Below are 24,949 nucleotides of genomic sequence, written 5' to 3'. Positions count from 1 at the left end.
AGTTCTTATCGACTCATTAAAATCATTTGAGAAGAAGCAGAGAAAAAATGTATATAGAAGAAAAATAAAAATTAGAATGTTTACAGGTCTTAATTTAAATCCTTTCTTTTTATAGAAGAAAAAAGCTGTGGTGTAAAGTAGAGCTGCCCTACCAATCGCAATTATACCCGAAGTGGAGTCAAATGTATAGTTGAATACGTCGAAAACGACGTTGTAGACAATTATATACGGAATTATATTTTCCCTCTGTCTCATCAAGTTGACGAAGGTGATAATTATGAGTACGAGAGAAAGTACTAAATCCATAAAATTTTTATGTTTGTTTTACGCTGATTAAACATTATTCGTTATAAGCGTCATTGAAATTTAATTGTCATAATATTTTGTTGATATTTCATCTCCATTGGTAAATATGTCTAATCGCATTTGCAATTATTCCATAGTACGATGGATTTCCTATAAGCTTAATCATGTCAACATTCCTATTTGTTTCTCTTAAATACATTATCGCCTTTCCTAAAAGCAATTCTTTGGCAAGGGAAGCATTCATATTTGTTTTCTTAATTTTCAAACAGTAGCTATTGATTACAGAACGAATGTGATCAATAGAAACATTTTCATCATATCTTGCTCTGGATTTACTAGTGATCACAGAAATTATATATTTCTCGTCCTGTGTTAAATCGCATTCGATTTTATCAATGTACAAAGCAAGTAATCGATTGAAAACATGAAAGTTTTTAGAAATATCTTCTTTATAAGACTTGGTAATGTTGTTTGCATGTCTTCTGTATCGGATTAGAACATCTGAAATATTTTTGAATTCACATGTACCTATTAGATCAATCCACAAACCGTAATCCTCATATTTAGGGAAATCAGTACTATAACGTTTGCCACTTTTAAGAAGTATTTCAGTTCTTATCAGCATAGTTGGGTGAGAAAAAGAATTCATCGCAATAAAGCTGGTGATAATATCGCGGTTTTCTATTGGACGTGAACTAATTCTAGTTTTTACATTGTCGCCGAATACTATTGATGAACCGCCTAATAATCCAACTTCTGAATTCGCGTTAAGAATATTCACTTGCTTTTGCAGACGGTCCGGTAACGCTATGTCATCTCCATCTAAACGAGCTATATATTTTGAGTCTTGGCAAAGCTCAATACCACGGTTCAGAGAATAGATTAACCCCTTGTTTCCTTCATTAGAATAAACTTTGATACGTTTGTCACCATAACTATTTATAATGTCAAGTGAGCTATCCGTTGAACCATCATTTATCACTACAATTTCTAAGTCGGTCATGGTTTGAGAAAGAAGACTTTCTAAGCTCTCACGAATATAATTTTCTTGATTATATATTGGCATTAAAACGCTAACAAGAGACATTTCTCAGATATTTAATTCTTTATAACTATAATAATTCGACATTTTCGAAGTCATACATCCAAGTCTTGTAGAAATTACTATTTTTTCCATAAGAATTGTCTATTATGTAAACCTTTTTATTGAGCAGGACTGATAAAATAAAGACATGGAGCCTTGTTGAGTAAATCTCATCAAACTCATTAATGAAATCCACTCCAATTCTTATATAATTATCCATGGAGTTTTTGTTTTTTATTCCATGCTTGGGATCAATAAGGCTTCCTAAAAGGGGCACTTTAATCAAGTGCTTTGCAATTTTTTTATCAAAAACTTTCATGAACTTTTCCGTCAATGGGACGCGGTCCGAAAATGTTGGCCAGTCAGCGGTTTGATAACTTCTACCATTGAGGTTATGTCTAATAATTTCTTCTATCTCTGGATTTGCTTCTTTATCCTTTCTGAGGAGAAGCAATGTTTTATTTGTTTTTTGAAGGGAAACTGCATCATTAAAATCAAGGCAAAAGGCCATATCTGGTATTAAAAAGATCTTACTGTTAAAGTTTTTTTTAAGTAAATCATAAGATCTTATGTCTCTAACGCAGATTGAAATGTCCCTATGAGAATTAAAAATTTCTGCGTCTTTTTTTAAATTGTTAATGTCCTCATAATGTACGGATACTGGGAAGATTACAATCTTGTTGTTAGGGAAGTTTTGAATTACCTTATTTCTGAAATTCTGGACAACCCTCCAAAGGTCTCCAAAATTACCACCTCCATTTAACAGTATTGTACAATTATTAGGTATTTTGCTAAAATCCGTGAGATATAAATTTGAAGAATATAACATTCTATATTTTAGCCTTGAAAGATATTTAAGCTCGCCAGCCCAAATCAAATTATCGCCTATGTTCTTGTGATCTGGAATATCTAGTAAAACATAATCTTGAGTTATTAAAGGGTCTAGAGCATCATAAACTTTATTTTTCAGTACGCTGAGTTTTTGAAAATTTCCCATTATGTAAGATTTTATTTGAGGACTAATTTGGTAATTTTGTTAAACAATTTTTCAAACAAATCTTTGTTGAAAAAAAACGTTAGTAAAAGCGATATTGCTATCAACGAATAATCAACAAGTCCAACATTAATGAATACCAGATACATTGATATAAAGATAAATACCAGTAATACTGCAAGCAAAGTTTTATCAATCTCGATGTTGAATAATGAATTTGTGTGATTAATTCTTATTATCCAGAGGACAGCAAAGCCAATTAAAGTGCCAAGTGCAGGAGCGAACAATCCTATTTTTTGGATTAACAAAATAGTCGTGACGATGTTAACTATTCCGCCGACGATAGTGGTTACAAATAATCCTTTGGTATCCTTAAGTTTTATATATCCGCTACCTAAAAATGCTGAAAATGACGAAAACGCAACGCCCAGCATTAAAAAAGGCATATATTGCCACGAGTCAAAAAACTTAGGATCTACAAGATACTTAACCAAATATTTTGAGATTGCAACCAGAAATAAAACTATTGATAATTGCAAGGTCATGAATGTTTTAAAATATCTGGTGTAGTCCTGTTTATTTTGTGTGTCGTTTAAAATATGATCTTGCCAGGCAAGCATAAAAACACTATTTATAATTAATATTATTGACGGAAACTTATTAGAAATGGCAAACACGCCATTAAAGTCCGCTCCAAGATAGCTTAAAATAATGTACCTATTCGCTGCATTTATCATCCACCAACTTATTGCGTTTGGAATTAAGGGTAACGAATATGATAATAATTCTTTAGCGGTTGCGATGTTAAAAGATCTTAATTCATAAAATTTATAAACTCGAGATTTGAGCAAGATTACTAGAATAACAAGAGAATTGGATGCTACCAATGCAACGAGCAGGCCAAATAGTTTGTCTTTGGAAAAATAAAGGAATAGTGAACTGAAAACCAGTAAAAGAATAGGGGCCAAAATTCCAACTATGGCATACAGTTGAGTATGCCCTAAACCCCGTATAATTCGCTGTAGATAAGGTAATGTGGACGATACAATTAATATTATAAAAAATAAAAGCTTATACTCCGTTTCAATTAGCAATGAAATTATTGCAAATAAAATTGAAAATATAAAGTAGCTAAATAATAGAATAATTGAGCCTGTTGTAATGATTTCCGTCTGCTTAATTCTATTTCCTTCAGGATCTTCAAGTAACCATCGATAAGCTGCATCCGCTATCTGAACTGTTATAAAAGGGACTGCTAGACTTATTGTTGTTAATACTAAATCATAGTAGCCTAGTTGTGCTTTGGTTAGGTAAAACGAATAAAGCGGCACAATCAAAAATGAAATCAGTTTAGAACCAAATGTGCCAACAGAGTATATTAGGGTATTCTTGTATAAACTTACTCCTGAATTCATTTTAAATCATTTTAAGTTATCGCTAACTAAATTATCCAAGCGGTTACACTGACATTAGCTCCACTCTGAACAAGTTTGGTAAATAATAGATATTTATTAATTAACTAAATCAGGGTTCTCCTTCTCCAAACGATGAAATATTTTTTTAACATCTTGGGAATTGCTCTTCTCTAGAATCAAGATAGCATCGCTACTCTCAATGAGCATCAGATTACTGACGCCCAAGAATTCAACATGCTTCGTCGAACCAACTACGCAGTTGTTTTGCTTGAAGCGGTGTGCTTCACCCTGCTGTTCCCAGTGCTCCCAGATCGATTCGAACGAGCCCAGATCTGACCAGCCAAAGGTTGACTGAACCACTTTGATCCTGGAAGATCTTTCCATCACCGCATAATCTACGCTGACCGAAGGAATCTGCATTGTCTCGGTTTCAGGAAGAAACGCGCCATTACGAGCTTCCCAGGTTTTTAAGGAAGTCTCATAAATTTCCGGTTCAAATCCTTTTAGCTCTTCCAGATATACACCTGCCTGAAAACAGAACATACCGCTGTTCCAAAGAAAATTTCCCTGCTCGATAAAGAGTTCTGCTGTCGAAAGATTAGGCTTTTCCCGGAAAGATATCACTTCATTTCCTTTATATTCTATGTAACCATAGCCAGTTTCAGGCTTGTATGGCGTGATGCCGAACGTTACGACATAACCTTTATATGCCAGCGAAACAGCTTCCTTGACCGCTTTGGCATAAGCCTCCTCATTGGTGATAATATGGTCGGACGGAGTAACAAGAATTACATCGTCGAGATTCAAGTCAAAAGCTGCAAAAGCAATGGCTGCCGCAGTGTTCCTTGGCGCCGCCTCAATAATTTCGGAATACATGTGCACGCCGGACCTGATCATATCTGCCTGGGAAAGAAGATAATTGTCTTTATTTCCTACCACAACTGCCGCGTTTACAAGACTCTTGTTGCGTTCAGCCGTCAACTGAAACAAGGATTTATCGCTAAACATGGGAATGTACTGCTTAGGCATCGATTTTCTGGATACTGGCCAGAGGCGGCTGCCAACGCCACCCGATAATATCACGTTTATAGTTGCCATTGCAGTTTAAATTTACTTACGCAAATTCGGTGAAATGTACTGAATCTCGACCAATGCTGAAGTAGTTGAAACCCTGCTCACGCATTAGATTGAGTTCGTAAAGGTTTCTACCATCAAAAATCACTTTTTCTTTCAGAAGACGGCTCATTTTTTCAAAATCGGGAGTTCGGAATTGCGGCCATTCCGTAAATATCATTAAAGCATCGGCTTCATCAAGTGCAGCATAAGCGGTGTGGCAGTACGTGATTTGCGGAAAGATGCGCTTGACATTTTCCATAGCTTCAGGATCATACACAGTTACGTTCGCGCCTGCTGAAATAAGTTTGCGAATATTTTCCAAGGCTGGTGCGTCTCTTATGTCGTCAGTATAAGGCTTGAACGCTAATCCCCATACCGCAATGGTTTTGCCTTCAAGTTCACCATTAAAATAATCTTCAAGAATAGGAATTAATTTTGTTTTCTGTACACCATTCACTGCCATTATAGATTTTAATGTTTTAAAATCATAGCCATAATCATCCGCTGTTTTTGCCAGAGCCTGTACGTCCTTTGGAAAGCAACTCCCACCGTAACCTATACCCGCGAATAAAAACCTTTTTCCAATGCGACTATCCGTTCCAATACCTTTCCTAATATCATCGACATTAGCTCCCACTTTTTCACACAAATTTGCAATTTCATTCATGAATGTGATCTTCATGGCAAGAAACGAATTAGCAGCATACTTTGTCATTTCAGCAGATCTTTCATCCATGAAGATTACCGGATTTCCCTGACGGACCAAAGGTGCATATAAATTCTCAATTACTCTTTTAGCTCTTTCAGATGTTGTTCCAACAACAACCCGTTCAGGCTTCATAAAATCGTCAACTGCGACTCCTTCTCTCAAAAATTCTGGGTTTGAAACGACATCAAATTGAACCGTTGTATTTTTCTGAATTGCGAGTCGCACTTTCTCAGCGGTTCCTACCGGCACTGTGCTTTTGTCTACAATAACAACATAGTTTTCTAAAATGGGGCCTAAATCCTGAGCTACACCGAGAATATATTTTAGATCGGCAGAGCCGTCTTCTCCAGGAGGAGTAGGCAAGGCGAGAAAGATTATTTCTGCATCCTTAATACCTTCTTTCAAACTTGTGGTGAACTTGAGTCTTCCCTCTTCTATATTTCTGTCGAACAGAACTTTCAAACCTGGTTCGTAAATAGGAATTTCTCCATTTTGCATTCGGCTGACTTTTGCAGAATCGATATCAACACAAATCACTTCGTTGCCAGTTTCAGCAAAGCACGTCCCAGTTACAAGTCCCACATATCCTGTTCCGATAATCGCTATTTTCATAAGTCTAGATTAAATATTTAGAGAGCTCGATAAAAAATAAAAATTGATGATCCTATACCAGATAAAGAGAGTAAAGGTTAGAGTTTAAAATTTTTATAAACGTTGAGTAAACGATAATACTTTGTTATAAACCCAAAGTGTATTTTTGTATTTTGAAAATAATACCATTAAATGAATCTTTAGAAGATTGTAGCTATTAAATCCAATGTCTGAATAACAATGTGTTAGCATTGTTTGGATACAAGCAAGCCCGCTAATGAACATGTTTCTATCTTGTTTAAAGTCAAATTAGGCTTTATATCCTTTTATTTTTTAAACTTTCCCAACCATCTTTTTTAACCGATAACCTAGCGTATGGATTTTTGTTTCTTTTTCATCTCCGTAATATCCATATCCATATCCTCCGTATCCATATCCATATCCATATCCTGCTCCGTAGCCAACGCCGTTGAAAATAATCGATAAATTTGCGAATCTCCGAGCGCGATGTAATTCACCAATCCTCTTAAGATGATCCATTAAGGTATAATCGTAACGCACCAAATAAAGTGTTGCATCAACATATTCGGAAATTAATGAAGAGTCGGTTACTAGTCCATATGGAGGCGAGTCAATAAGAATATAGTCATACTCTTGCCTTAAGTCAGCTAAGAGGCTTTGTAGTCTTCCATTACTAAGAAGCTCTGAAGGATTGGGAGGAATGGGACCGCTAGTCAAAACATCAAATTTCGGATGGACAATTGTAGTTTGAATGTAATCCTTAGATCTCCCTTGTCCAATCAAGCAGTTGGAAACTCCATATTGATTTGGAACTTGAAGTCTTTCGTGTAATGTGGGTTTCCGAAGATCCAGTCCTATCAATAATACTTTTTTATCTGAATACGCTAGACTTGCTGCGAGATTAATACTTACGAAACTTTTGCCTTCCCCACCGATCGACGAAGTAAACATTAATACTCTACATGTACCATCACCCAAATACTGAAGATTTGTCCTAAGTGCTCGAAATTGTTCAGCAACAGCACTTCTACTAGTCATCTTGATTATTGCATCTTCGCCGGGAGCACCTTTTATAGTTTTCATTTGTCCAATTTCACCTATAATCGATACGTGCGAAGTTCTCTCAATATCCTCCTTGTTTTGAACTGTATTATTCAACAGGAATAAAAGGTTAATCAGTAGTAATGGAATAATCACTCCCGCAGCACCTGAGCCAAGCCAAATCAAAGCTTTTTTAGGCTTCACTGGATCAAAAGAAGAAATTGGTGCGTCAATTAATCTGCTGTCAGTCACCGTAGATGCATACATTAATGCAGTTTCTTCTCTTTTTTGAAGCAAATAAAGATATAAGCCCTCTTTGATGCTTTGCTGTCTTTTAATTCCAACAAATTCTCGTTCCTTCTGGGGAATACTGCGAAGACCGGCAGAGAATCTGGTATTGATACCTTGAAGATTTTGCTTTGTGACATCCATTCCTCGGCGAAGATTTTGGACATTTTCACGGATTGCTTGCCTAGTGCCCTCCAACTGAGTGTTGATAGTCTCTAGCAATGGGTTATTGGCTGTGGTTGTTCGTGCATACCGTTCTCTCTGGAGTTCAAGTTCGTTAAACTTTGTCAAAAGTGACACAAGGACCGGATCATTAATCATGTAAGTCGCAGGAGCGACGGCTCCATCGCCAGCATTTTTTATGTAAGTGTCTACGCTTTCAAGAATACTGATTTGAGTATTGACTTCATTAAGCTTCGAATCGTTTTCCTTTATGTTTTCTAAAAACAATTGAGATTCGGCGCTAATGTCCGTTATACCCTTGGAAGTTTTGTACGATTCCACATCTTTTTCGACGTCACCTAGTTCTCCTGTTATTAATCCTAGACGCGTTTCTATAAACTTCAAAGTATTGCTTGCTTCGCTGTTCTTGTCATTTAAAGATGACTGTACATACACATCTAACAGCTTGTTTAGTACATCTTTACCTCTTTGGATAGATACATCTTCGTAAGTTAGCTCAATGACTGTACTTTTTATGTTAGGTTGTTCAACTGTTAATCGCCCAAGCATCATCTCAGCGAGTTTTTTTACGTCAGTGAACGTGATGGTTATATCTTCGTATGGAGAGTCCTTACCTTTCGATACGACAAATGCTCCCCAGGCGTTATTAAATCTCTTACCAAAAGTATGGACTTTATCCTCGTCATTAAACCTAAAGTGCGTACTGTCTTCCAGATGTATTACAAGCGGTTCTTCAAGCCCCCTTTCAGTAATGATCTCGGGTTTAACAATTATTGGACATATTGAATAGAGGTTTATTGTTTTGAGGCCATCCTTAGTAGTGTACGCTACATCCAAATTTAAATCTTTTACAATCTGCTCCATTATTGTCTGGGATTTCAAGATCTCCAATTCGTTTTCAACCAATTTATTTCCTCCAAATTGGTTACTAAGTTCGGAGAGCATGTCACCCTGCGCTCCACCAAGACCTTTTTTCTCATCTTTAATTAAAATACTAGTCTTTGCGCTGTAGACAGGTTGAGAGATCTGAAGATAAAAAAATGCACTTGTTAAAGCAAGAATAATAAAGATTGGGAACAAATACCAATAACCAAGATAGCGGCTAATGACAGTCTTTAAATTAAATTCTGGCTCTTCATTAATCATATAATCCAATGAAGTATCAATTTGTTTGCTATTGTTCATATAAAATGAGTTGGATATATCCTAATAGTGAGTTGATATTTAAAGCCTATCGTAATACTCTGTAAAACACTAGCGTTACTGCGGTAACTATACTAACTATTAGAGGTGTTAATTGGAGCGTCCTATCGGTAGAAGACATCTTTGCTTTTATTGGCTCAATATAAACTACATCATTCTTATGAAGGTAGTAGTATGGAGAGTTGAAAATATCTCTTGAGGTTAAGTCAATGCGAGCATAGTTTCTGTTGCCGTTTTCTTCACGAATTATCATGATATTATTACGCTTACCATAAATAGTTAAATCACCCGCCAAACTAAGAACCTCGGGCAAAGAAATTTTTTCATCTGGGATAACGTAAATCGCAGGCCTTGCAACCTCGCCCAACACAGAAACTTTAAAATTTAAATTTCTAACAACAACAGTTGGTTCCTTGAGGTATAAAGCCAGACGTTTACGTATGGTATCCGCGGCCACTTGTGTTTGCAAACCTTCAATTTTAACTCTTCCAATTAATGGTAATTCAACGCTTCCCTGAGAATCCACCAAATATCCTAGAGGTTGTGCTCTTGCTTGCCCTGTACTACTATAATTACTTGTAAAAGTCGTAAATTCGTTGGCAACATTAAATATTTGGTTTGCCTCTGGATTTAAACTTCCCACGACGATAGACAAGAGGTCATTAGTTTGAATTTTCGGAATATAGCCTTGTGTGATGGGCGAAGAAGAATTCTTCAAAGTATCTCCTTGAAAATATACAATTGATTTTGGTGAGACACAAGAAGTTGTTCCACCCCATACGACTATGTAAAGTAGTACTAAGTAAATGCTGTATCGGGTTAACTTGGAATGCGTATTCTTCATAAGTTGAGATTAGAATGGTTGTTTGATAACTATTAAATGATTATATTTTAAATAATTACACAAGCAAAACGAATTTTGATAAAAGGGGTTTTTACAGGTGATTAAAATTGCACTATTAGTATAATCTAATAATCCCGACAAAGTTATATAAAGTTATTTTCATTTCTACAATTTAAAATCAAAAATTTCTAACACAAATGTAGAATAAATTCTAAAATGATAACTTATTGATTCAGAAGTTTTTCGTTTTGAAAGGGGTATTTTGTGAGCCATTGCGCCTTGTCACCTTTAGCAATTAAGTCCAGATGCTGCATGCGATGTGCGTCCGTGCCTAAAAATGTGATTAATCCATTTTTTAAAAGCCATTCCGCCATTTTATGAACATTATCACCGTAGTAGCCACCCAAGGATAATATGTTTACTTGAAGTTCGCACCCCTGGTCACTTAATTTCCTATAAACCGAAGGATCCGAGTAAAAATAAGTGTATCGCTCCGGGTGTGCCAAAACAGGTTGATATCCTTTCTCGATAATCTTGAAGAGCGTCTCTGACGTGTTCATTAGAGGAGTAGAGTAGGGAAGCTCTACCAGTAACCGGTTTCCCGGTAAAGTTAAAAATTGCTGACCGGTTGTTAGTATCTCAACAAAATGCTCGTCGATAAAATATTCAGCTGCCGCATTGACCTCAATTGTCAATCCTGCTTTTTTACAAGCAAGCCTAACGTCTTTAAGACCATCTAAAATGATTTCAGGAGAGTTTCTATAACAGTCCCACATGACGTGGGGAGTAGTGAAGATACGCGAGTATCCCAATTCCTGCATTTTTTGAATCATAAGTACTGACTCTTCGACTGTCTCTACACCATCATCGATGCCAGGAATTACATGAGAGTGGATATCCATCCCAATTCTTTCCAAACTTATGTCCTTTTTCTTCTTATCGAATAACCAGTTGAGCATATATTTTACTAAGTGCCCCAAAAAAAGCTTTACCATGGTTGGTCACGGTTCGGGTACTTATTTCAGGAATATTGTGTATTAAAGGGTAGAGCAAATTTAATGTAAAAAAGATGATAGTTCACAGAATATTGCTTGGAATTATTCAATAATAATACAAATTTCATAAATAATCATTTTCTATTGAAGTATTCCTTTTATTTTGTGCACTATACAATTTTTGTAGCAGAGTTGTCAATAAAGTTTTCCAGGTACGTAGCTTGAATTTTACAAATCGAATTGAATTTTTTTTGTTAAGCTGATAAATCCATTTAAAAATTCGGAATTTCCTAGCAGAAAGCCAAAAATTGTTCCATAAGCCGATCTAGTGCCACGGAAAGCAAGTATATACCATATATTCACGATATATCTGGTTTCCCTACTTTGTATTTCTGTGAAAAATTCTATTTCTGGTGTGGGTTCTTTTTTTGCTTTCTGTATCATTGTTCGGACAAACTGTGGATTGTAGCAACATAGGTTTCGAGCAGGTGAACAATCTCGGGTTGCGTGTTACCAACCGGTACAGTTGAGAATGTAGTGGCTTCGATTGTGTACACAAATACAACTCCGGGGATATACGCAAATGGTCATTTGGTAACAAAACTCACTAACGGATATTTTCCTAGGATTACAATGGCACAGTTTCCTATTGTCGCCCCAAGAAGTTATTATTCCCTTCATCTCGGGCAGACAACTCAGGGCGGACATTTTGATGGAGCCAAGACCAGTTTTATTGAAGGGACGCATAACACGTTGTTCCAGTATAAGTTTGCGATCATTCTGGAAGTCCTAGCAATGATCACGCTCCCTACCATAGGCCAAGTTTAATATAAATATTTAAGATGCGCGGGGTAATGCGATTGCTTGTAGCATTAGATATTCAACTGGAAGCTACCAACACCGTGGGTGGCTTCCAAAGCCAGGATGAATTTTAGTTTAGAAACTGCGCTACAGGAGCGATGGCATTTCGGGGCCACGTCGGATAAGCTATAACAGTAGAAGTTATAGCCCATGTTTGTAAGAAAGGAAGGCATATCGGATATTCTATTTTGATGCCCATTGTCGGAAATTCGAAGTAAAACTGACATTTAAATGTCCTGAAGAAGTGGTTTCATGACATTGATCGCGCCTTCTGGTTTTGGCAAATATCTCCGGAGCACGGGAGTAACCACCCAACAGATTAAAGTAATGACCATGCTGCGGTAATAAATACTATGTGAAATTGAGCCCTTTGGCAAGTCTTAGCGAGTCTCGTGTACTGCGAATGGATTATAAAAATCGCCTTTCACCAAACCAACACGACACTAGTAACCTCTTTCTGTAAAGGAGAGGGTATTTTTGTGAGTGATACCTCGTTAAAACGTCTCGGATCTTCACCGCAAAATAGCAGAGGTTAAATATGGGGCAGCAAGGTTTACCTTAAACGTACCGTCAATCCACGACTAAAATTCAGTCAGAGTTTAACAATCTATGATGGAGATAGTTTTGCAGTTGGGGAAACCTTATATAAAATTCTGGAACATATGTCAGATCCAGACCTTTGGTAGCGGGCTGTGATAGTCTGGTAACAATCGAATGGAAAGTCGATTAAATGTATCTGGCTCTAATGGAGGATTTATTTATGACGCATGGAGATAGCATTTCTTTAATTAGCGAAGTTGAGTTGAAGGGAAATTACGAGTATATAATGTCGCCGCCTGGCAACCTAATGTGTTCAACTTGTCCGCGGACAAGGGGAAGTCAATCCGAAACTATGCAACATACTCTTCAGGTGAAGGCAATAGATCAGGTTTGAAGGTGGACAGGCAAGTTGTTGGTTACTGCCAAACCTTGTCCAATTTATACAACGGAGGTTTTTTCACTTATCTACGATCATGATAATGACGTATATTTTATCTTCGGCACTACCTGTGTGAACCTGGTGCGTGAAAGATTATATATGACCGATGCGCGAAGGGGTTCTTAGAAAATTGGATTTTAATGCTTCTGATGCCAGGAGCGACTGTGATTGGCTTTTATCATGGTCAGTTTTTAAATACAGGCACTTATCGGTACAAGATTAAAAACATATTTAAAATTCGGGAGCTTTTCGATTATAAAGAAGCGTAACTTTAATTCGTTAAAAGGGAATGATTAATACCCTGCCGTTTTTACCTCCAATGTTTACGACTTCCTTCTAGTAAACATTCTTATGCTTAATAAATAGTTACATCTGAATTGTTGACATAAATGCGCTTCTACATATTTATTTTACACCGTAGTTTTTTGTTTTTTATTTAGCTTCCTTGTCATCATAATCACAAGACCTAGAAATTTTTTAATTGAATTATTTTAATATTTATTTCTTCAATTTCGAGATTTCTTTTCTGTTGACTCAATAAGCAAAGTGAAACAAATTAATGAATATTCGAGTCTCGCCGAGTCTTCCAATACCAGCCCGTTAAGTTTTCGTGATTTGCTAATTCTACTTCGGGATATCGAAAATAACGTTTTATTAGGATCTAAGACCATGTTTTTTATCGAAACATCGGTAATACAGGTATTTGTTTTTTGTTACAATGAACTGATAGATTCCGGCTTTTAATGGATAGAGATAGTTTAAGTTTTATTAAAATTTTAAGTTTACCGAATAATAAAATTGTCATTACTTATTATGAAAACTGACAAAATATATTTAAACTTCTGACAGTTAAGGCAGTATATTAAAATAGTCACGAGTTAAATAACCCCATATTATTGTAGAATTAATTTTATCTTTAAAAATGTTAGGAGCGGTAGTGATTAAGCGATAATTGGCTAAATATGAATTATAGTAAAAATTGCTTTAAAAAAATTCTTTCGTTTTCGTGAGTGACGAGTGAGTTTGGGGCGTTTAGTTAATCCTTTTGATGGACCAATATATGAGTGGTAATAAGATTAAGCGTAACTATAACAACAGATCAATTTAACCCAACCATAACAAGTAAGTATGGCAATTCTACATGTGATTTTATCAGGAGGAGTGGGCAGTCGGCTGTGGCCGGTATCCAGAAAATCGATGCCAAAACAGTACATTCCGATGTTTGGCGACAAATCGTTGTTTCAGCTGACAGCCGAACGCAACAAGGATTTTGTTGATAGTGCTGTCGTTGTCGGTAACAAGGATAATTACCTGTTATCTCAGGCAGATCTCATTCGCGCAGGTGTGCACAGGTATTCAGAAATTATCGAAGCCGCGCCGAGAAATACGGCTGCCGCCATCGCTTTTGCAGCGTTTGACCTAAATCCGGACGATGTAATTCTGGTTACTCCATCGGACCATATTATTACTAATGAGGAGGCTTATGCCAATGCAATCAACGAAGCTGTTTCGCTAGCGCAGAGAGGCTATGTCGTAACGTTCGGCATCATCCCATCCAAGCCTGAAACAGGCTATGGTTACATAGAATATAAAGGAAATGAAGTGATATCTTTCCGGGAAAAGCCTAATCTTTCGACAGCAGAACTTTTTATCGAGCAGGGGAATTTTCTTTGGAATAGCGGTATGTTCTGTTTTCAGGCAGGCGTTTATCTGGAGGAACTAAAAGGATTTGAACCGGAAATCTATGAGACATCTCTGAATACCTGGGAAGCTCGTAATGGCGCTTTTCTTCCTGAAACCGAGACAATGCAGATTCCTTCGGTCAGCGTAGATTATGCGGTAATGGAAAGGTCTTCCAGGATCAAAGTGGTTCAGGCAACCTTTGGCTGGTCAGATCTGGGCTCGTTCGAATCGATCTGGGAGCACTGGGAACAGCAGGGAGAGGTACACCGCTTCAAGCAAAACAATTGCGTAGTTGGTTCAACCAAACACGTAGAGTTTTTAGGTGTAAGCAATCTGATGCTGGTCGAAACACCGGATGCGATCCTTGTTCTTGATAAAAGTAACTCCCAGGATGTCAAGAAAATCTACGAGCGGCTGGAAAAGGAGATTCCTGCATTGGTGAGGTAGACATCCGCTGCCGGCGCGGTCCGTCGTACGATCGGCAGTCAGACATTAAATCGTTCAACTTATCACCTAAAATTTTACTACGGGCAAAAAGCCGAAGTTTAAATGGAAAAGAATTCAAAGATATACATTGCCGGGCACCGCGGCATGGTGGGCTCAGCAATTGCCAGAGGGCTGGCGAGAAGGGGCTTTGAAAATATTGTTACCCGCACTTCTTCCGAATTGGATCTTCGCAACCAACAGGCTGTAGCTGATTTTTTTGTTGAAGAGAAGCCGGAGTATGTGTTTCTGGCCGCTGCCAAAGTGGGCGGAATTCTGGCGAACAACACTTACCGTGGCGAGTTTTTGTATGACAACTTGATGATGGAAGCCAATGTGGTCCACTCTGCGCATTTGAACAGTGTGAAAAAGCTGATGTTCCTGGGCTCTTCGTGTATCTATCCGAAGATGGCCCCGCAGCCGCTGCGAGAGGATTATCTTCTGACAGGACTTCTTGAAGAGACCAATGAACCTTATGCGATTGCAAAAATTGCCGGTATCAAACTTTGTGAAGCCTATCACGACCAGTACGGAAGTAATTTCATCAGCGTTATGCCCACGAATTTGTATGGTTATGGCGATAACTATGACCTGAACAAATCACACGTGCTTCCTGCGCTGATCCGTAAGTTTCATGAAGCCAAAGAAGAGAACAAACCTTTTGTGCAGGCCTGGGGCACAGGTTCGCCGATGCGTGAGTTTCTTTTCGCTGACGATCTGGCCGAAGCCTGTCTGTTTTTGATGGAAACTTACAATGGACGCGAGCTGGTTAATATCGGAACGGGCGAAGATCTGTCCATTAAAGAACTTACAGAGCTGGTTGGCAAAACAACGGGTTTTGAAGGGGAAATTAAATGGGATACCACTAAGCCTGACGGAACACCAAGAAAACTCATGGACGTTTCCAAACTGCACGGTTTGGGTTGGAAACATACCGTCGAGCTGCCGGAAGGCATCGCGCTGGCTTACCAGGACTTTCTCAAAAATCAGGAAATTTACACAGTTTAGTTAAACCTCATATCTACCACGCTTTCCGTCAAATGCTAATCCAAGCGACGGCCAAGCTAAAAACTCAAACACATGTCAAAAGTAGCACTTATTACCGGCGTAACAGGACAGGATGGCGCTTATCTCAGCGAACTTCTTTTAAGCAAAGGATACACCGTTCACGGTATCAAGCGCAGAAGTTCTTTGTTTAATACCGACCGTATCGATCATTTGTATGAAGATCCGCATGTGGACAATGCCAAGTTCATTCTTCATTACGGAGATCTGACTGATTCAATGAACCTCACCCGTATCATCCAAGAAGTACAGCCGGATGAAATCTATAATCTGGCGGCGATGAGCCACGTGCAGGTTAGTTTTGAAATGCCTGAATATACAGCCAATGCCGATGGAATCGGAACCCTGCGTATACTGGAAGCGGTAAGACTGTTAGGACTGACAAAAAAAACAAAGATCTACCAGGCATCGACCTCTGAACTTTACGGTCTGGTGCAGGCAGTACCGCAATCAGAAACTACGCCTTTTTACCCACGCTCTCCTTATGCAGTAGCAAAGCTTTACGCTTACTGGATCACGGTCAATTATCGTGAAGCGTACGGAATGTTTGCTTCTAATGGAATCCTTTTCAACCACGAATCGCCGCTTCGCGGCGAGACGTTTGTAACCCGAAAGATTACAAGGGCTGCTGCCAAGATTGTTTTAGGCCTTCAGGACTGTCTGTACATGGGAAACATCGATGCGCAGCGCGACTGGGGACATGCGAAAGATTACGTGGAAGCAATGTATCTGATTCTGCAGCAGGAAACGTCAGAGGACTTTGTGATCGCAACGGGTGTGACCACACGGGTACGTGAATTTATCCGAAAAACCTTTGCATTCTTGGGGGTGGAACTTACTTTCACAGGCAGCGAAGAAAATGAGGTAGGAACAATTACATCAGTTGATGCAGCTCGTCTTTTAGAACTGGGCATTGCATCGAGCGATCATTTGAAAATTGGCACACCAGTACTGAAAATAGATCCAAGATACTACCGTCCAACCGAAGTAGAACTTTTGATTGGTAATCCAGCCAAGTGTGATGCCAAACTAGGCTGGAAACCAAAGCACACGCTGGATATGCTTATTGAGGATATGGTAAAATCAGACCTTCATTTATTTCAGAAAGATCAGCTGCTTCTTAAAGAAGGATTTGGGGTGATGAACTATTTTGAATAAGTAATAAAAAGTAGGCACTAGATTAAATGTCTTCTGGCCAATAAGTGTAGTAAAAGTAAATTTCTATCCTTCAGAAGTTTACTTTTACTATGCTTATTGGAAGATTTTATTAAAAATCACCTTTACAAGGAAATAGAGCGGCAATAAAGCCTACATTTGATGTCTTTCCACATCAACTTTGTAAAGATCTATTAAAGTTTTAAATATTTTGTTTAAAATTTCGGTATTGTTAAAGTGATTTATTCCTCCCATGGATTTGTAGGTCCAGCAGTAATTCAAGTCATTATCTACACCGAATAAATAAGCCATGAATGAGATCGATAAGGAAAATTTTCCTTTGCCTCTTGTTGCGAAATTTACCCGTCCGTTATATATCTCAATTTTCAGTTCTGAAAAATTTCTTCCCTCATAATGTTGAGGTACAACAGAAAGGTAGACCGACATGTCTCGAAAATTATAAATAATTATATCTTTCTGGCTCGTATCAATTAAGATTTCATCCATACGAGCATTATTTAATACATCGTTTAGCTTTTTTATATATTCTGATAGTTCGATCTTAAGATTAGCAAATAACTTGACTTCTTCGTTAAAAGATCTTGGCCCAAGCAAGTCTGTTTTTTTTTGAATCTTTTCGCTTAATGTAATAGTATCCTTCAAATTTTGAAGGATTTCATTTTTGGTTGGATTTGTAGTGTAAGACATAGTGTTGAATTTGCGTTGAGCTTGAAAACTGTAATCTTTTAAATAGCCAAAATAAATCATAATTATTTCAAAAATTTGTATACCGGGTAAATAAAAAAAATAGATAATAAAGCAGCTAATACATCACCACAAAAAAATTCAATAGACTGAATCTTCACATTAGCTTAACCCCGCCGCAGAACCCATCGGCTATCTTTGCCAATTAACAAACCGGCAAAATAGGAAACGAACTGATGAAACACTATTTACGAAAACTGAGGAATTTTGCATTTCTCTTATCAACTGTTACTGCGCTAAGTGTTAAACCGCTTCTTGCACAGACGAATCCACCTGCACAAATCCTGCCATTCTCATTTACGTCTTTGACAGGAGCTGGATTACCAGCGGGAGTGGCTGTGCATAAATTTGGTGCTATTCAAAGCAACAGAACGTTGTCAGTTGCAGCGGCAGATCTTGACCGTGCAACAAACATCAATGCAGGAGGCTGGCGAGATGAAGGTGACAATGGGATTAGTTTGATCGCATCAGGGGCGCAACCTGCGGGCGCTGTCGTTGTAGCCATTAGTACTTTGGGTAAAACGAACATAAAAGTGGCTTGGAAATCACAGACTATTTATGATCAGGTGAACATAAACGGTTTGGGACTACAATATCGTGTCGGTACGAACGGGGAGTTTATTGACCTGGGTGATGCTTCTCATGTGTACACTTCCGGTGCGACTGGTTCGGTTCAGTCTTTCAACCTGACACTACCTGCCACCTTGGAAAACCTTTCAGAAGCTGTGCAGCTGAGATGGGTATACTGGCAGACCAGTACAGGTGCAAGGGATCGTATCGCATTGGATGATATTGAAATTACATCCGGTGTTTCAGGACCCGATGTAACCCCGCCTGTTATCAGCTCGTACAATCCAGTAGATAATGCTTCAAATGTAGCTTTGAACGCTAATCTGATTATTACTTTCAATGAAAATGTTGTTAAGGGAGCAGGCAATATTGTCGTTACAGATGTTGCTGCTAATACCGTGCAGACAATCAGTGTGCAATCAGAAGACGTGTCTATTTCAGCGAACATCGCCACGATTACCAACCTGGTTCTACAAAACGGAACTTCCTATTATATAAATATCGATGCCGGAAGTTTTGCAGACAATAGTGCTAATGCCTTCGCTGGAATTTCCGGTACGACAACTTGGAATTTTAGTACAGTACCAGCACCTGGAGTTCCTGTAAAAATAAGCGCTATCCAGGGAAGCGGTGCTGCGGCAGCTATTACGGGAGTGCAAACGATTGAAGGAATTGTTACCAGAACGTTTCTAGGCGCAGCTGGTCTGAACGGTTTTTTTGTTCAGGAAGAGGATGCGGATTCTGACGGAGATGCAGCGACCTCGGAAGGTATCTTTGTGTATAATCTACCGACCGATGTGACAGGCGCGGTGAGCCCTGCGGAAGGAGATAAAGTAAATTTAACAGGGACGGTAAGAGATTTTGTCAGTACCACAAGTGGCGTTACTACCAGTTCCACTCAGATCTCATCACTCACAAATTTTACAAACCTGGGTGCATCAACTTTTCCTTCGGTGACACCTTTGAAACTACCTGTATCAAGTATTTCAGAACTTGAACGTTATGAGGGAATGCTTGTCGATGTAAGTGCTTCCTCAGGTAACCTTGCTGTAACCGAATATTTTCAGCTGGGCCGTTATGGTCAGATTCTGCTATCTGCCACGGGTGCATCGAACCAACCTGGAACAGACGCAAGGCTCGATCAATTTACTCAGTTTAACCTGCCGAGCACCGCAGGTTATGCGAATTATCTGACAGAAATAGCTAAACGGAAGATAATTCTGGACGATGGTAGCACCCGCCAAAATCCAGATCCGATTATTTTTGGCCGTTCAGGCAATCCACTGAGTGCTTCAAATACTTTAAGAGGAGGCGACCAGGTGACAAATATTGTGGGGATTCTCGATGAGCGTTTAGAAGGTTACAGAATTCAGCGCGCTACCGGAGTAAATTTCTTGCCAACCAATGAACGGCAGCTCACACCCCCTTCCGTTGAAAGCGGCACAGGGCTCCGCACCGCTGCAACAGCAACGTTGAAAGTGGCAAGTGCTAACGTTCTAAATTATTTCACATCTCTGGATACGGGGTCAGAAGATTTTCGGGGTGCCAATAATATTCAGGAATTTACAAGACAAAAGGCTAAAATTATCAGAGCATTGATCGGAACAGAAGCCGATGTAATCGGACTTATGGAAATTCAAAACAACGGATCTACTCCCGTAACTGCCATACAAGATCTGGTCAATGGTCTTAATGCAGATCCTGCCGGCAGTGGAACGTATGCATTTGTAAATACAGATCCTTCCGTAACTGGTTTCACTTTATCCACTGACGCGATCACGGTGGGGATTATTTATAAAACGGACAAGGTAAGTCTTGTTGGCCCTGCTGCGACGCTTACTACGAGCGCTTCTTTTGATGCAGTCGGACGTAGACCGCTAGCACAGACTTTCTCCCAAAACTCTAATAGCGAAGTTTTTACCGTAGTGGTCAACCATTTCAAATCCAAAGGCTCCAGTGCCGCAGGCGCTGGAGATGCTGACGCAGGAGATGGACAAAGTCTTTCCAATGGAATCCGTTCGCGGCAGGCAACAGATCTAGCCGCGTGGCTTGCCACTGCGCCTACCAAGACAAGTGACACTGATTATTTAATTCTGGGAGATTTGAACGCTTATGCCATGGAAGATCCAATCCGGATATTGGCAGCAGCAGGTTACGCCAATCAATTACCTGTCTCGTCGTATTCCTATGTTTTTGATGGACAGACCGGATCGCTGGATCATGCGCTAGCCAGTGCTACACTTGCATCTCAAATTACAGGAACAGCCAAATGGCATATCAATTCCGATGAACCAGGCGTCCTTGATTACAATACCGAGTTCAAATCGACAGGCCAGATTGCCAGTCTTTATGCTGCCGATCAGTTCCGTGCTTCGGATCATGATCCGGTACTGATCGGTCTGGATTTGACAAAACCATTGCCTGTTAGCTTGGTATCCTTTACGGGTAAAGCCATTTATGGTGTTGAATCCCTGCCAAAAGTTCTTTTGAGCTGGACGACAGCCAGTGAGGAGAATAACGAAAAATTCGAGATTGAAAAAAGCCGAAACGGGAGGGATTTTGAAAAGATCGGAACCGTTTTGGGTAAATTAACGACTTCGGTACAAACCAGCTATAGTTTTGAAGATAAGGATGCTTCAAGCGGACAACTTTATTATTACCGACTCAAACAGATTGATTTGGACGGTACATTTGAGCGTTCGAGCATCATTGCGGTGCGTACCGGACTAACAGAAGAACAAGTTCATGCGTATCCAAACCCAAGTACCGGTAGCTTTTTGATATCAGGAGCTGGTGTAAATATGCCTTCATTTACGTTGTTTAATGCTATGGGAAGAAAAATACAGATAAGCGCTCAGCCTGCGGGGTAGCCGGGAGTTTATTACATTAAACCAGAAGAACCGCTTCGTTCAGGAATGTATCATCTTCTTTTAGAGCATTCTGATCATAGTCGAAAAACGGTAAATATTCTCGTCCAGTAAACAGCATTACAGATTAGCATAAAACGGGTTATTTGAACAAAAGTGTTCAAATAACCCGTTTCTGTCTTTGATCTATTGCAGACGTTCAACTGAAAAATCTGATTCTCAAGTTTTTGCGTTTTTTAAAAAGTCATCCATTTTGAATTAGGAACGACAATGGCGGAACATTTTTCAAAACTATTCAGTAACTCTTCCACACGTTATTGGATCTATCCATATCCGGGAAGACTTCACTACTATCGATCAGCACTTGGCTGACAGGACCATCTATGGCAGGGCTAAACGTGTAGATCGCACCTTGCTGCCAGATTTCGACCGGAAATTTGTAGATTTCTTTAATACGGTTTTCAAAGGTTACCTCAATATGGAGTGGCATAGCAGCTTTTTCCATATTCTCGATGATGATCACTGCTTTTTTCTCTTTGCCTTTTCCGGGGTTAATGACTTGTGTTATTTTTTGATCCATTTTATAATTTTCTGCAAACATGGATTTCCAAAACCAGGTAAGATCTTCACCCGTTGAGCTGTTTATACTGGCGAAAAAGTCCGAAGGGGCAGGGTGTTTGTAAGCCCAGTCGTGTATGTATTTTCGGAATGCAAAATCAAACCTTTCCTCTCCGAGGATGTGTTCCCGAAGCAGTGTCAGCAGATAGGCGACTTTTTGATATTGAATTGTGTATACCTGGTTTGGAGGAATTACGTCTGGCCTTGTCATGATTGCAGCCAACGAATCCGCAAACAGGCCGGTCACAGCAATATCGATTTCAGGATATCCTATAAACTCACCTCCATTGAATTTTTTTGTAGCCAGATTGTCCATAAAGGCGTTAAATCCTTCATCCATCCAGGCATGTTTTCTTTCATTGCTTCCCACAAGCATAGGAAACCAGGTATGGCCAAGCTCATGGTTGACGACTGCCCAAAACATATTTCCCTTGTCTTTTGCAGAGCAAAATACCAGGCCAGGATATTCCATGCCGTCCAGATTGGAAGCAACATTCACAGCTTTATTGTATGGGTACTCGGCCCACTTTTCGGAAAAATATTGCAAGGTAAATGCAATGTATTCTCCTGATCGCTCCCAACTGTCAGCAAGCTTGGATTCGGGCGGATATAGCGAGCTTCCGAGCACTTTTTTTCCGCTAGGTAAAACAATATTAACTGCTTCCCACACAAAGGATTTCGAAGCTGTCCATGCGAAATCTCGCGCAGAAGTTAATCTGAATTTCCAGGTACAAAACGGTTTCGAAGGTCTGGAAGATGGATCGGCTACTTCGTTGATCGCTCGGATGTAAACCTTTTGTTTGGAGGATTTAGCTTTGTTCCACCGTTGCAGCTGAATTGGTGTTAATACTTCTGTTGGGTTTAAAAGATCCCCGGATGCTTCAACAATATAGGCTGACGGAAGGGTAATGTTAACATCGAAATTCCCATATTCAAGATAAAATTCGCCATTACCCAAATAAGGAAGTGTATTCCAGCCGCTCAAATCGTCCAGAACGCAAAGACGTGGATACCACTGTGCAACTGAATAAATTTTTCCGTTTTGGGTTGGCAGAATGTCTGTCCTGTTTACATGGAAGTCTGCATTTAGAAAGTTTCGGGGAAAGTTGTAGCTGTATTTGATCTGCAAATCGATTTTTTGTCCGGGTAAAAGCGGACTGGTCAAATCCACACGCATCTTTGTGTCTTCAACATAAATGTTTGCCAATTTTTTTTGCCCTTTTAAATGCGATACAAGGACATGTTCGATGCCAAAACCTTCTGTAAACCCAGAAGTATCTGAACCGCTTTTTAAAAATAACTTAGCATCTATTCCTTTCGAATGCTTGCGGTAGACATTCTGATCCATCTGTAGCCACAGAAACGAAAGCGCTTGAGGGCTGTTGTTGGAATAAGTAATTGTTTCAACGCCTTTGATGATATCGGCCTGATCGTCCAGACTAACATCAATTCGATAATCGGCTCGGTTTTGCCAGTATGAAGGACCTGGTTCACCTGTTGCGGTGCGGTATAAATTGCCTGAGGGCAAAAAAGAGTTGCTGGGAAATAAGTCAGATGCGTTGTATTTTGAGGCTTGAAATTTTAGAGATTGTGCGGAAATAGAATGCAGAATAAAGAAATGAAATAGGAGTGCTAAAAGACGCTTCATAAAATATTGCAGGGACAAGATTACAACAGAAGGCAATATAAGCATTTAAAGTTTTTTAGCTCCTGCGAATCATGGGTCAGATCCCGTGCGACTATCCAACAGGTAAAACTTTTACCACATCAAGATTAAAAAGTTTCATTCATCAGTTTACCCTGAATGGGCCTGAGCACTCCTTTCCCATTTAATGAGTAGCTCCGCAGTCCCTGGTGTTTGCCTGCTATATTCCATATCAGATCGCTCCCAAATCTTGGCTCATACCCTCAGTTACTCGCTGGTTGCGTTAATTCAGTTAAGTCCGGCAGCTTATTGATAATTTTTAAAGCATTGACTATTCTAAATTTTTACCACGTCAAAACTTTCGCCAACTGTAGTGCCATTACTATACGTGACATTTAATGTGATCGTCAGCGTATTATAGGTCAGTACACCAATTCCTTCGTAGCGTCCTGATACACCGTTCACGGTAATGTCCTGGCTAAATTCGATGCTTTTTGAATCCACAAACCGGACATTTTTAAATTCGAGAAGTCTGGTCTTTCCATCAATGGCTGTGTCCAGTTGTGTAATGGTGACCACGTTATCGTTCGCCTTATAGATTTGCCAGACAACAGAACCTATGATCTGATCTCTGGCATCAAGTATTTTTCCCCGGTAGCTACCAAAGTATAAATTTTCAAGCTCCGACTGAGGTTCCGGATCTTTTTTGCAGGAGAGAAGGGTTATACAAGCTAACAGGAAAGATAACCTGCAGAAATTTTTAAAGTTAATTTTCATAGCACGTTTCAGTTATAATCTGGGTTAATGGCAAATAATTCAATTAACTATATAAACAGAGAAACAGTATCAATACATGTGTAGATCACCGCCTGTTGAAAACTATTTTACTAATTAGTTTTCATAATTGCAACAATTAGTTTATGCCCTTTTTTAAATAGGTAAAAATAATTTGTAGCGTATGCGAAGAAATACCTATTCGCTAACTTTTGTGTTACCATTAAATCAATAAATGTGCTCAACGATAAATAGCAACCCGTTAGTCTGATCGCTAGGTGGATTGAAGCGCACAATATGTACCGGAGTGGCTGGTGGCCCTCACAAGGTTTGTTTCGCAGTCCTTGTAAGAGAGCTTTCTGATTAACGGACAATAGTTTTGAAGATTATTTAATGCAGCAAAAACAAATGTTACCGTAACTGCTGCGCACATGGCCGAGGCCTGGTATGAGCAACCTATGATAGATTTCTTACATTTTTTTGATGTGGCCGCTATCCAATAAATATCACAGAACCCTTTCAAATAAGTGATGGTCAAAAATTGGGGGCTAAATCAGAACATAAAGGCACTGTAATCCAGGTAATAGTTTTATGAAAAGCAGGTTTAATTTGAGCTGGGAGTTCCGCAAAAAAACCTGCGAGAATATGTTTTCGCAGGTTTTTTCTTGGCAATGAAACCGGGATCGCCACCCAA

At 39.1% G+C, this 24,949-nt stretch carries 16 protein-coding genes; 5 read left to right on the top strand and 11 right to left on the bottom strand.

What is annotated here, in order from left to right:
- Positions 1-394 precede the first annotated feature (394 nt).
- The 8 genes from BMY70_RS02015 to BMY70_RS01980 form a co-directional block, all read right to left on the bottom strand.
- On the bottom strand, positions 395-1,393 hold the full coding sequence (locus BMY70_RS02015) for a glycosyltransferase (RefSeq protein WP_090331433.1): 999 nt from the start codon (positions 1,391-1,393) through the stop codon (positions 395-397).
- Between the two features lie 25 nt (positions 1,394-1,418).
- Positions 1,419-2,387: a polysaccharide pyruvyl transferase family protein gene (locus tag BMY70_RS02010; protein ID WP_090331431.1), complete on the bottom strand. Its 969-nt coding sequence runs from the start codon at positions 2,385-2,387 to the stop codon at positions 1,419-1,421.
- Between the two features lie 11 nt (positions 2,388-2,398).
- Positions 2,399-3,799, bottom strand: a complete 1,401-nt coding sequence (locus BMY70_RS02005) for a lipopolysaccharide biosynthesis protein (protein ID WP_090331429.1) — start codon at positions 3,797-3,799, stop codon at positions 2,399-2,401.
- 96 nt (positions 3,800-3,895) lie between these two features.
- Positions 3,896-4,897, bottom strand: a complete 1,002-nt coding sequence (locus tag BMY70_RS02000; RefSeq protein ID WP_090331427.1) for a mannose-1-phosphate guanylyltransferase — start codon at positions 4,895-4,897, stop codon at positions 3,896-3,898.
- A gap of 16 nt (positions 4,898-4,913) precedes the next feature.
- Positions 4,914-6,236: a UDP-glucose dehydrogenase family protein gene (locus BMY70_RS01995; protein WP_090331425.1), complete on the bottom strand. Its 1,323-nt coding sequence runs from the start codon at positions 6,234-6,236 to the stop codon at positions 4,914-4,916.
- Positions 6,237-6,548: 312 nt separating this feature from the next.
- Complete coding sequence (locus BMY70_RS31520; protein WP_090331423.1) at positions 6,549-8,933, bottom strand: GumC family protein; 2,385 nt, start codon at positions 8,931-8,933, stop codon at positions 6,549-6,551.
- A 46-nt stretch (positions 8,934-8,979) separates the two neighbouring features.
- Positions 8,980-9,795 carry a polysaccharide biosynthesis/export family protein gene (locus tag BMY70_RS01985; protein WP_090331420.1) on the bottom strand — a complete coding sequence of 272 codons (816 nt, stop codon included), beginning with the start codon at positions 9,793-9,795 and terminating at the stop codon, positions 8,980-8,982.
- 224 nt (positions 9,796-10,019) lie between these two features.
- Positions 10,020-10,754, bottom strand: coding sequence for a tyrosine-protein phosphatase (locus BMY70_RS01980; RefSeq protein ID WP_090332577.1), 735 nt, complete (start codon positions 10,752-10,754; stop codon positions 10,020-10,022).
- A gap of 669 nt (positions 10,755-11,423) precedes the next feature.
- Between BMY70_RS01980 and BMY70_RS01970 the strand changes: the two genes are divergently transcribed.
- From BMY70_RS01970 to gmd, 4 genes are all read left to right on the top strand, one after another.
- The gene (locus BMY70_RS01970) at positions 11,424-11,618 is read left to right on the top strand and encodes a hypothetical protein (protein WP_090331416.1); all 195 of its coding nucleotides are present in this window, start codon (positions 11,424-11,426) and stop codon (positions 11,616-11,618) included.
- 2,140 nt (positions 11,619-13,758) lie between these two features.
- Entirely contained in the window at positions 13,759-14,760 is a 1,002-nt protein-coding gene (locus tag BMY70_RS01960) for a mannose-1-phosphate guanylyltransferase (RefSeq protein ID WP_090331412.1), read from the top strand.
- Positions 14,761-14,862: 102 nt separating this feature from the next.
- Entirely contained in the window at positions 14,863-15,804 is a 942-nt protein-coding gene (locus BMY70_RS01955; protein ID WP_090331410.1) for a GDP-L-fucose synthase family protein, read from the top strand.
- 72 nt (positions 15,805-15,876) lie between these two features.
- Complete coding sequence (gene gmd / locus BMY70_RS01950; RefSeq protein ID WP_090331408.1) at positions 15,877-17,019, top strand: GDP-mannose 4,6-dehydratase; 1,143 nt, start codon at positions 15,877-15,879, stop codon at positions 17,017-17,019.
- A 150-nt stretch (positions 17,020-17,169) separates the two neighbouring features.
- Here gmd and BMY70_RS01945 read toward each other — a convergent pair whose 3' ends face one another.
- A complete protein-coding gene (locus BMY70_RS01945; protein ID WP_143072034.1) occupies positions 17,170-17,724 on the bottom strand; it encodes a hypothetical protein in 555 nt (184 codons plus the stop codon).
- 233 nt (positions 17,725-17,957) lie between these two features.
- Between BMY70_RS01945 and BMY70_RS01940 the strand changes: the two genes are divergently transcribed.
- On the top strand, positions 17,958-21,221 hold the full coding sequence (locus BMY70_RS01940) for an ExeM/NucH family extracellular endonuclease (RefSeq protein ID WP_090331404.1): 3,264 nt from the start codon (positions 17,958-17,960) through the stop codon (positions 21,219-21,221).
- Positions 21,222-21,513: 292 nt separating this feature from the next.
- Here the strand turns inward: BMY70_RS01940 and BMY70_RS01935 are convergent, their stop codons facing one another.
- Positions 21,514-23,484 carry a M1 family metallopeptidase gene (locus tag BMY70_RS01935; protein ID WP_177196935.1) on the bottom strand — a complete coding sequence of 657 codons (1,971 nt, stop codon included), beginning with the start codon at positions 23,482-23,484 and terminating at the stop codon, positions 21,514-21,516.
- A gap of 333 nt (positions 23,485-23,817) precedes the next feature.
- On the bottom strand, positions 23,818-24,258 hold the full coding sequence (locus tag BMY70_RS01930; RefSeq protein ID WP_090331400.1) for a hypothetical protein: 441 nt from the start codon (positions 24,256-24,258) through the stop codon (positions 23,818-23,820).
- Between the last annotated feature and the right edge of the window lie 691 nt (positions 24,259-24,949).

It is taken from the genome of Dyadobacter koreensis (assembly GCF_900108855.1).
Lineage (GTDB): Bacteria > Bacteroidota > Bacteroidia > Cytophagales > Spirosomataceae > Dyadobacter > Dyadobacter koreensis.
This window is presented reverse-complemented; position numbering and strand designations above follow the sequence as displayed.

Coding starts and splice junctions, on each gene's coding strand:
- BMY70_RS01940 (WP_090331404.1), top strand. CDS start 17,958: ATGAAACACTATTTACGAAAACTGAGGAATTTTGCATTTCTCTTATCA.
- BMY70_RS02015 (WP_090331433.1), bottom strand. CDS start 1,393: ATGTCTCTTGTTAGCGTTTTAATGCCAATATATAATCAAGAAAATTAT.
- BMY70_RS02010 (WP_090331431.1), bottom strand. CDS start 2,387: ATGGGAAATTTTCAAAAACTCAGCGTACTGAAAAATAAAGTTTATGAT.
- BMY70_RS02005 (WP_090331429.1), bottom strand. CDS start 3,799: ATGAATTCAGGAGTAAGTTTATACAAGAATACCCTAATATACTCTGTT.
- BMY70_RS31520 (WP_090331423.1), bottom strand. CDS start 8,933: ATGAACAATAGCAAACAAATTGATACTTCATTGGATTATATGATTAAT.
- BMY70_RS01960 (WP_090331412.1), top strand. CDS start 13,759: ATGGCAATTCTACATGTGATTTTATCAGGAGGAGTGGGCAGTCGGCTG.
- gmd (WP_090331408.1), top strand. CDS start 15,877: ATGTCAAAAGTAGCACTTATTACCGGCGTAACAGGACAGGATGGCGCT.
- BMY70_RS01980 (WP_090332577.1), bottom strand. CDS start 10,754: ATGCTCAACTGGTTATTCGATAAGAAGAAAAAGGACATAAGTTTGGAA.
- BMY70_RS01935 (WP_177196935.1), bottom strand. CDS start 23,484: ATGAAGCGTCTTTTAGCACTCCTATTTCATTTCTTTATTCTGCATTCT.
- BMY70_RS01945 (WP_143072034.1), bottom strand. CDS start 17,724: ATGTCTTACACTACAAATCCAACCAAAAATGAAATCCTTCAAAATTTG.
- BMY70_RS01955 (WP_090331410.1), top strand. CDS start 14,863: ATGGAAAAGAATTCAAAGATATACATTGCCGGGCACCGCGGCATGGTG.
- BMY70_RS01970 (WP_090331416.1), top strand. CDS start 11,424: ATGGCACAGTTTCCTATTGTCGCCCCAAGAAGTTATTATTCCCTTCAT.
- BMY70_RS01985 (WP_090331420.1), bottom strand. CDS start 9,795: ATGAAGAATACGCATTCCAAGTTAACCCGATACAGCATTTACTTAGTA.
- BMY70_RS02000 (WP_090331427.1), bottom strand. CDS start 4,897: ATGGCAACTATAAACGTGATATTATCGGGTGGCGTTGGCAGCCGCCTC.
- BMY70_RS01995 (WP_090331425.1), bottom strand. CDS start 6,236: ATGAAAATAGCGATTATCGGAACAGGATATGTGGGACTTGTAACTGGG.
- BMY70_RS01930 (WP_090331400.1), bottom strand. CDS start 24,258: ATGAAAATTAACTTTAAAAATTTCTGCAGGTTATCTTTCCTGTTAGCT.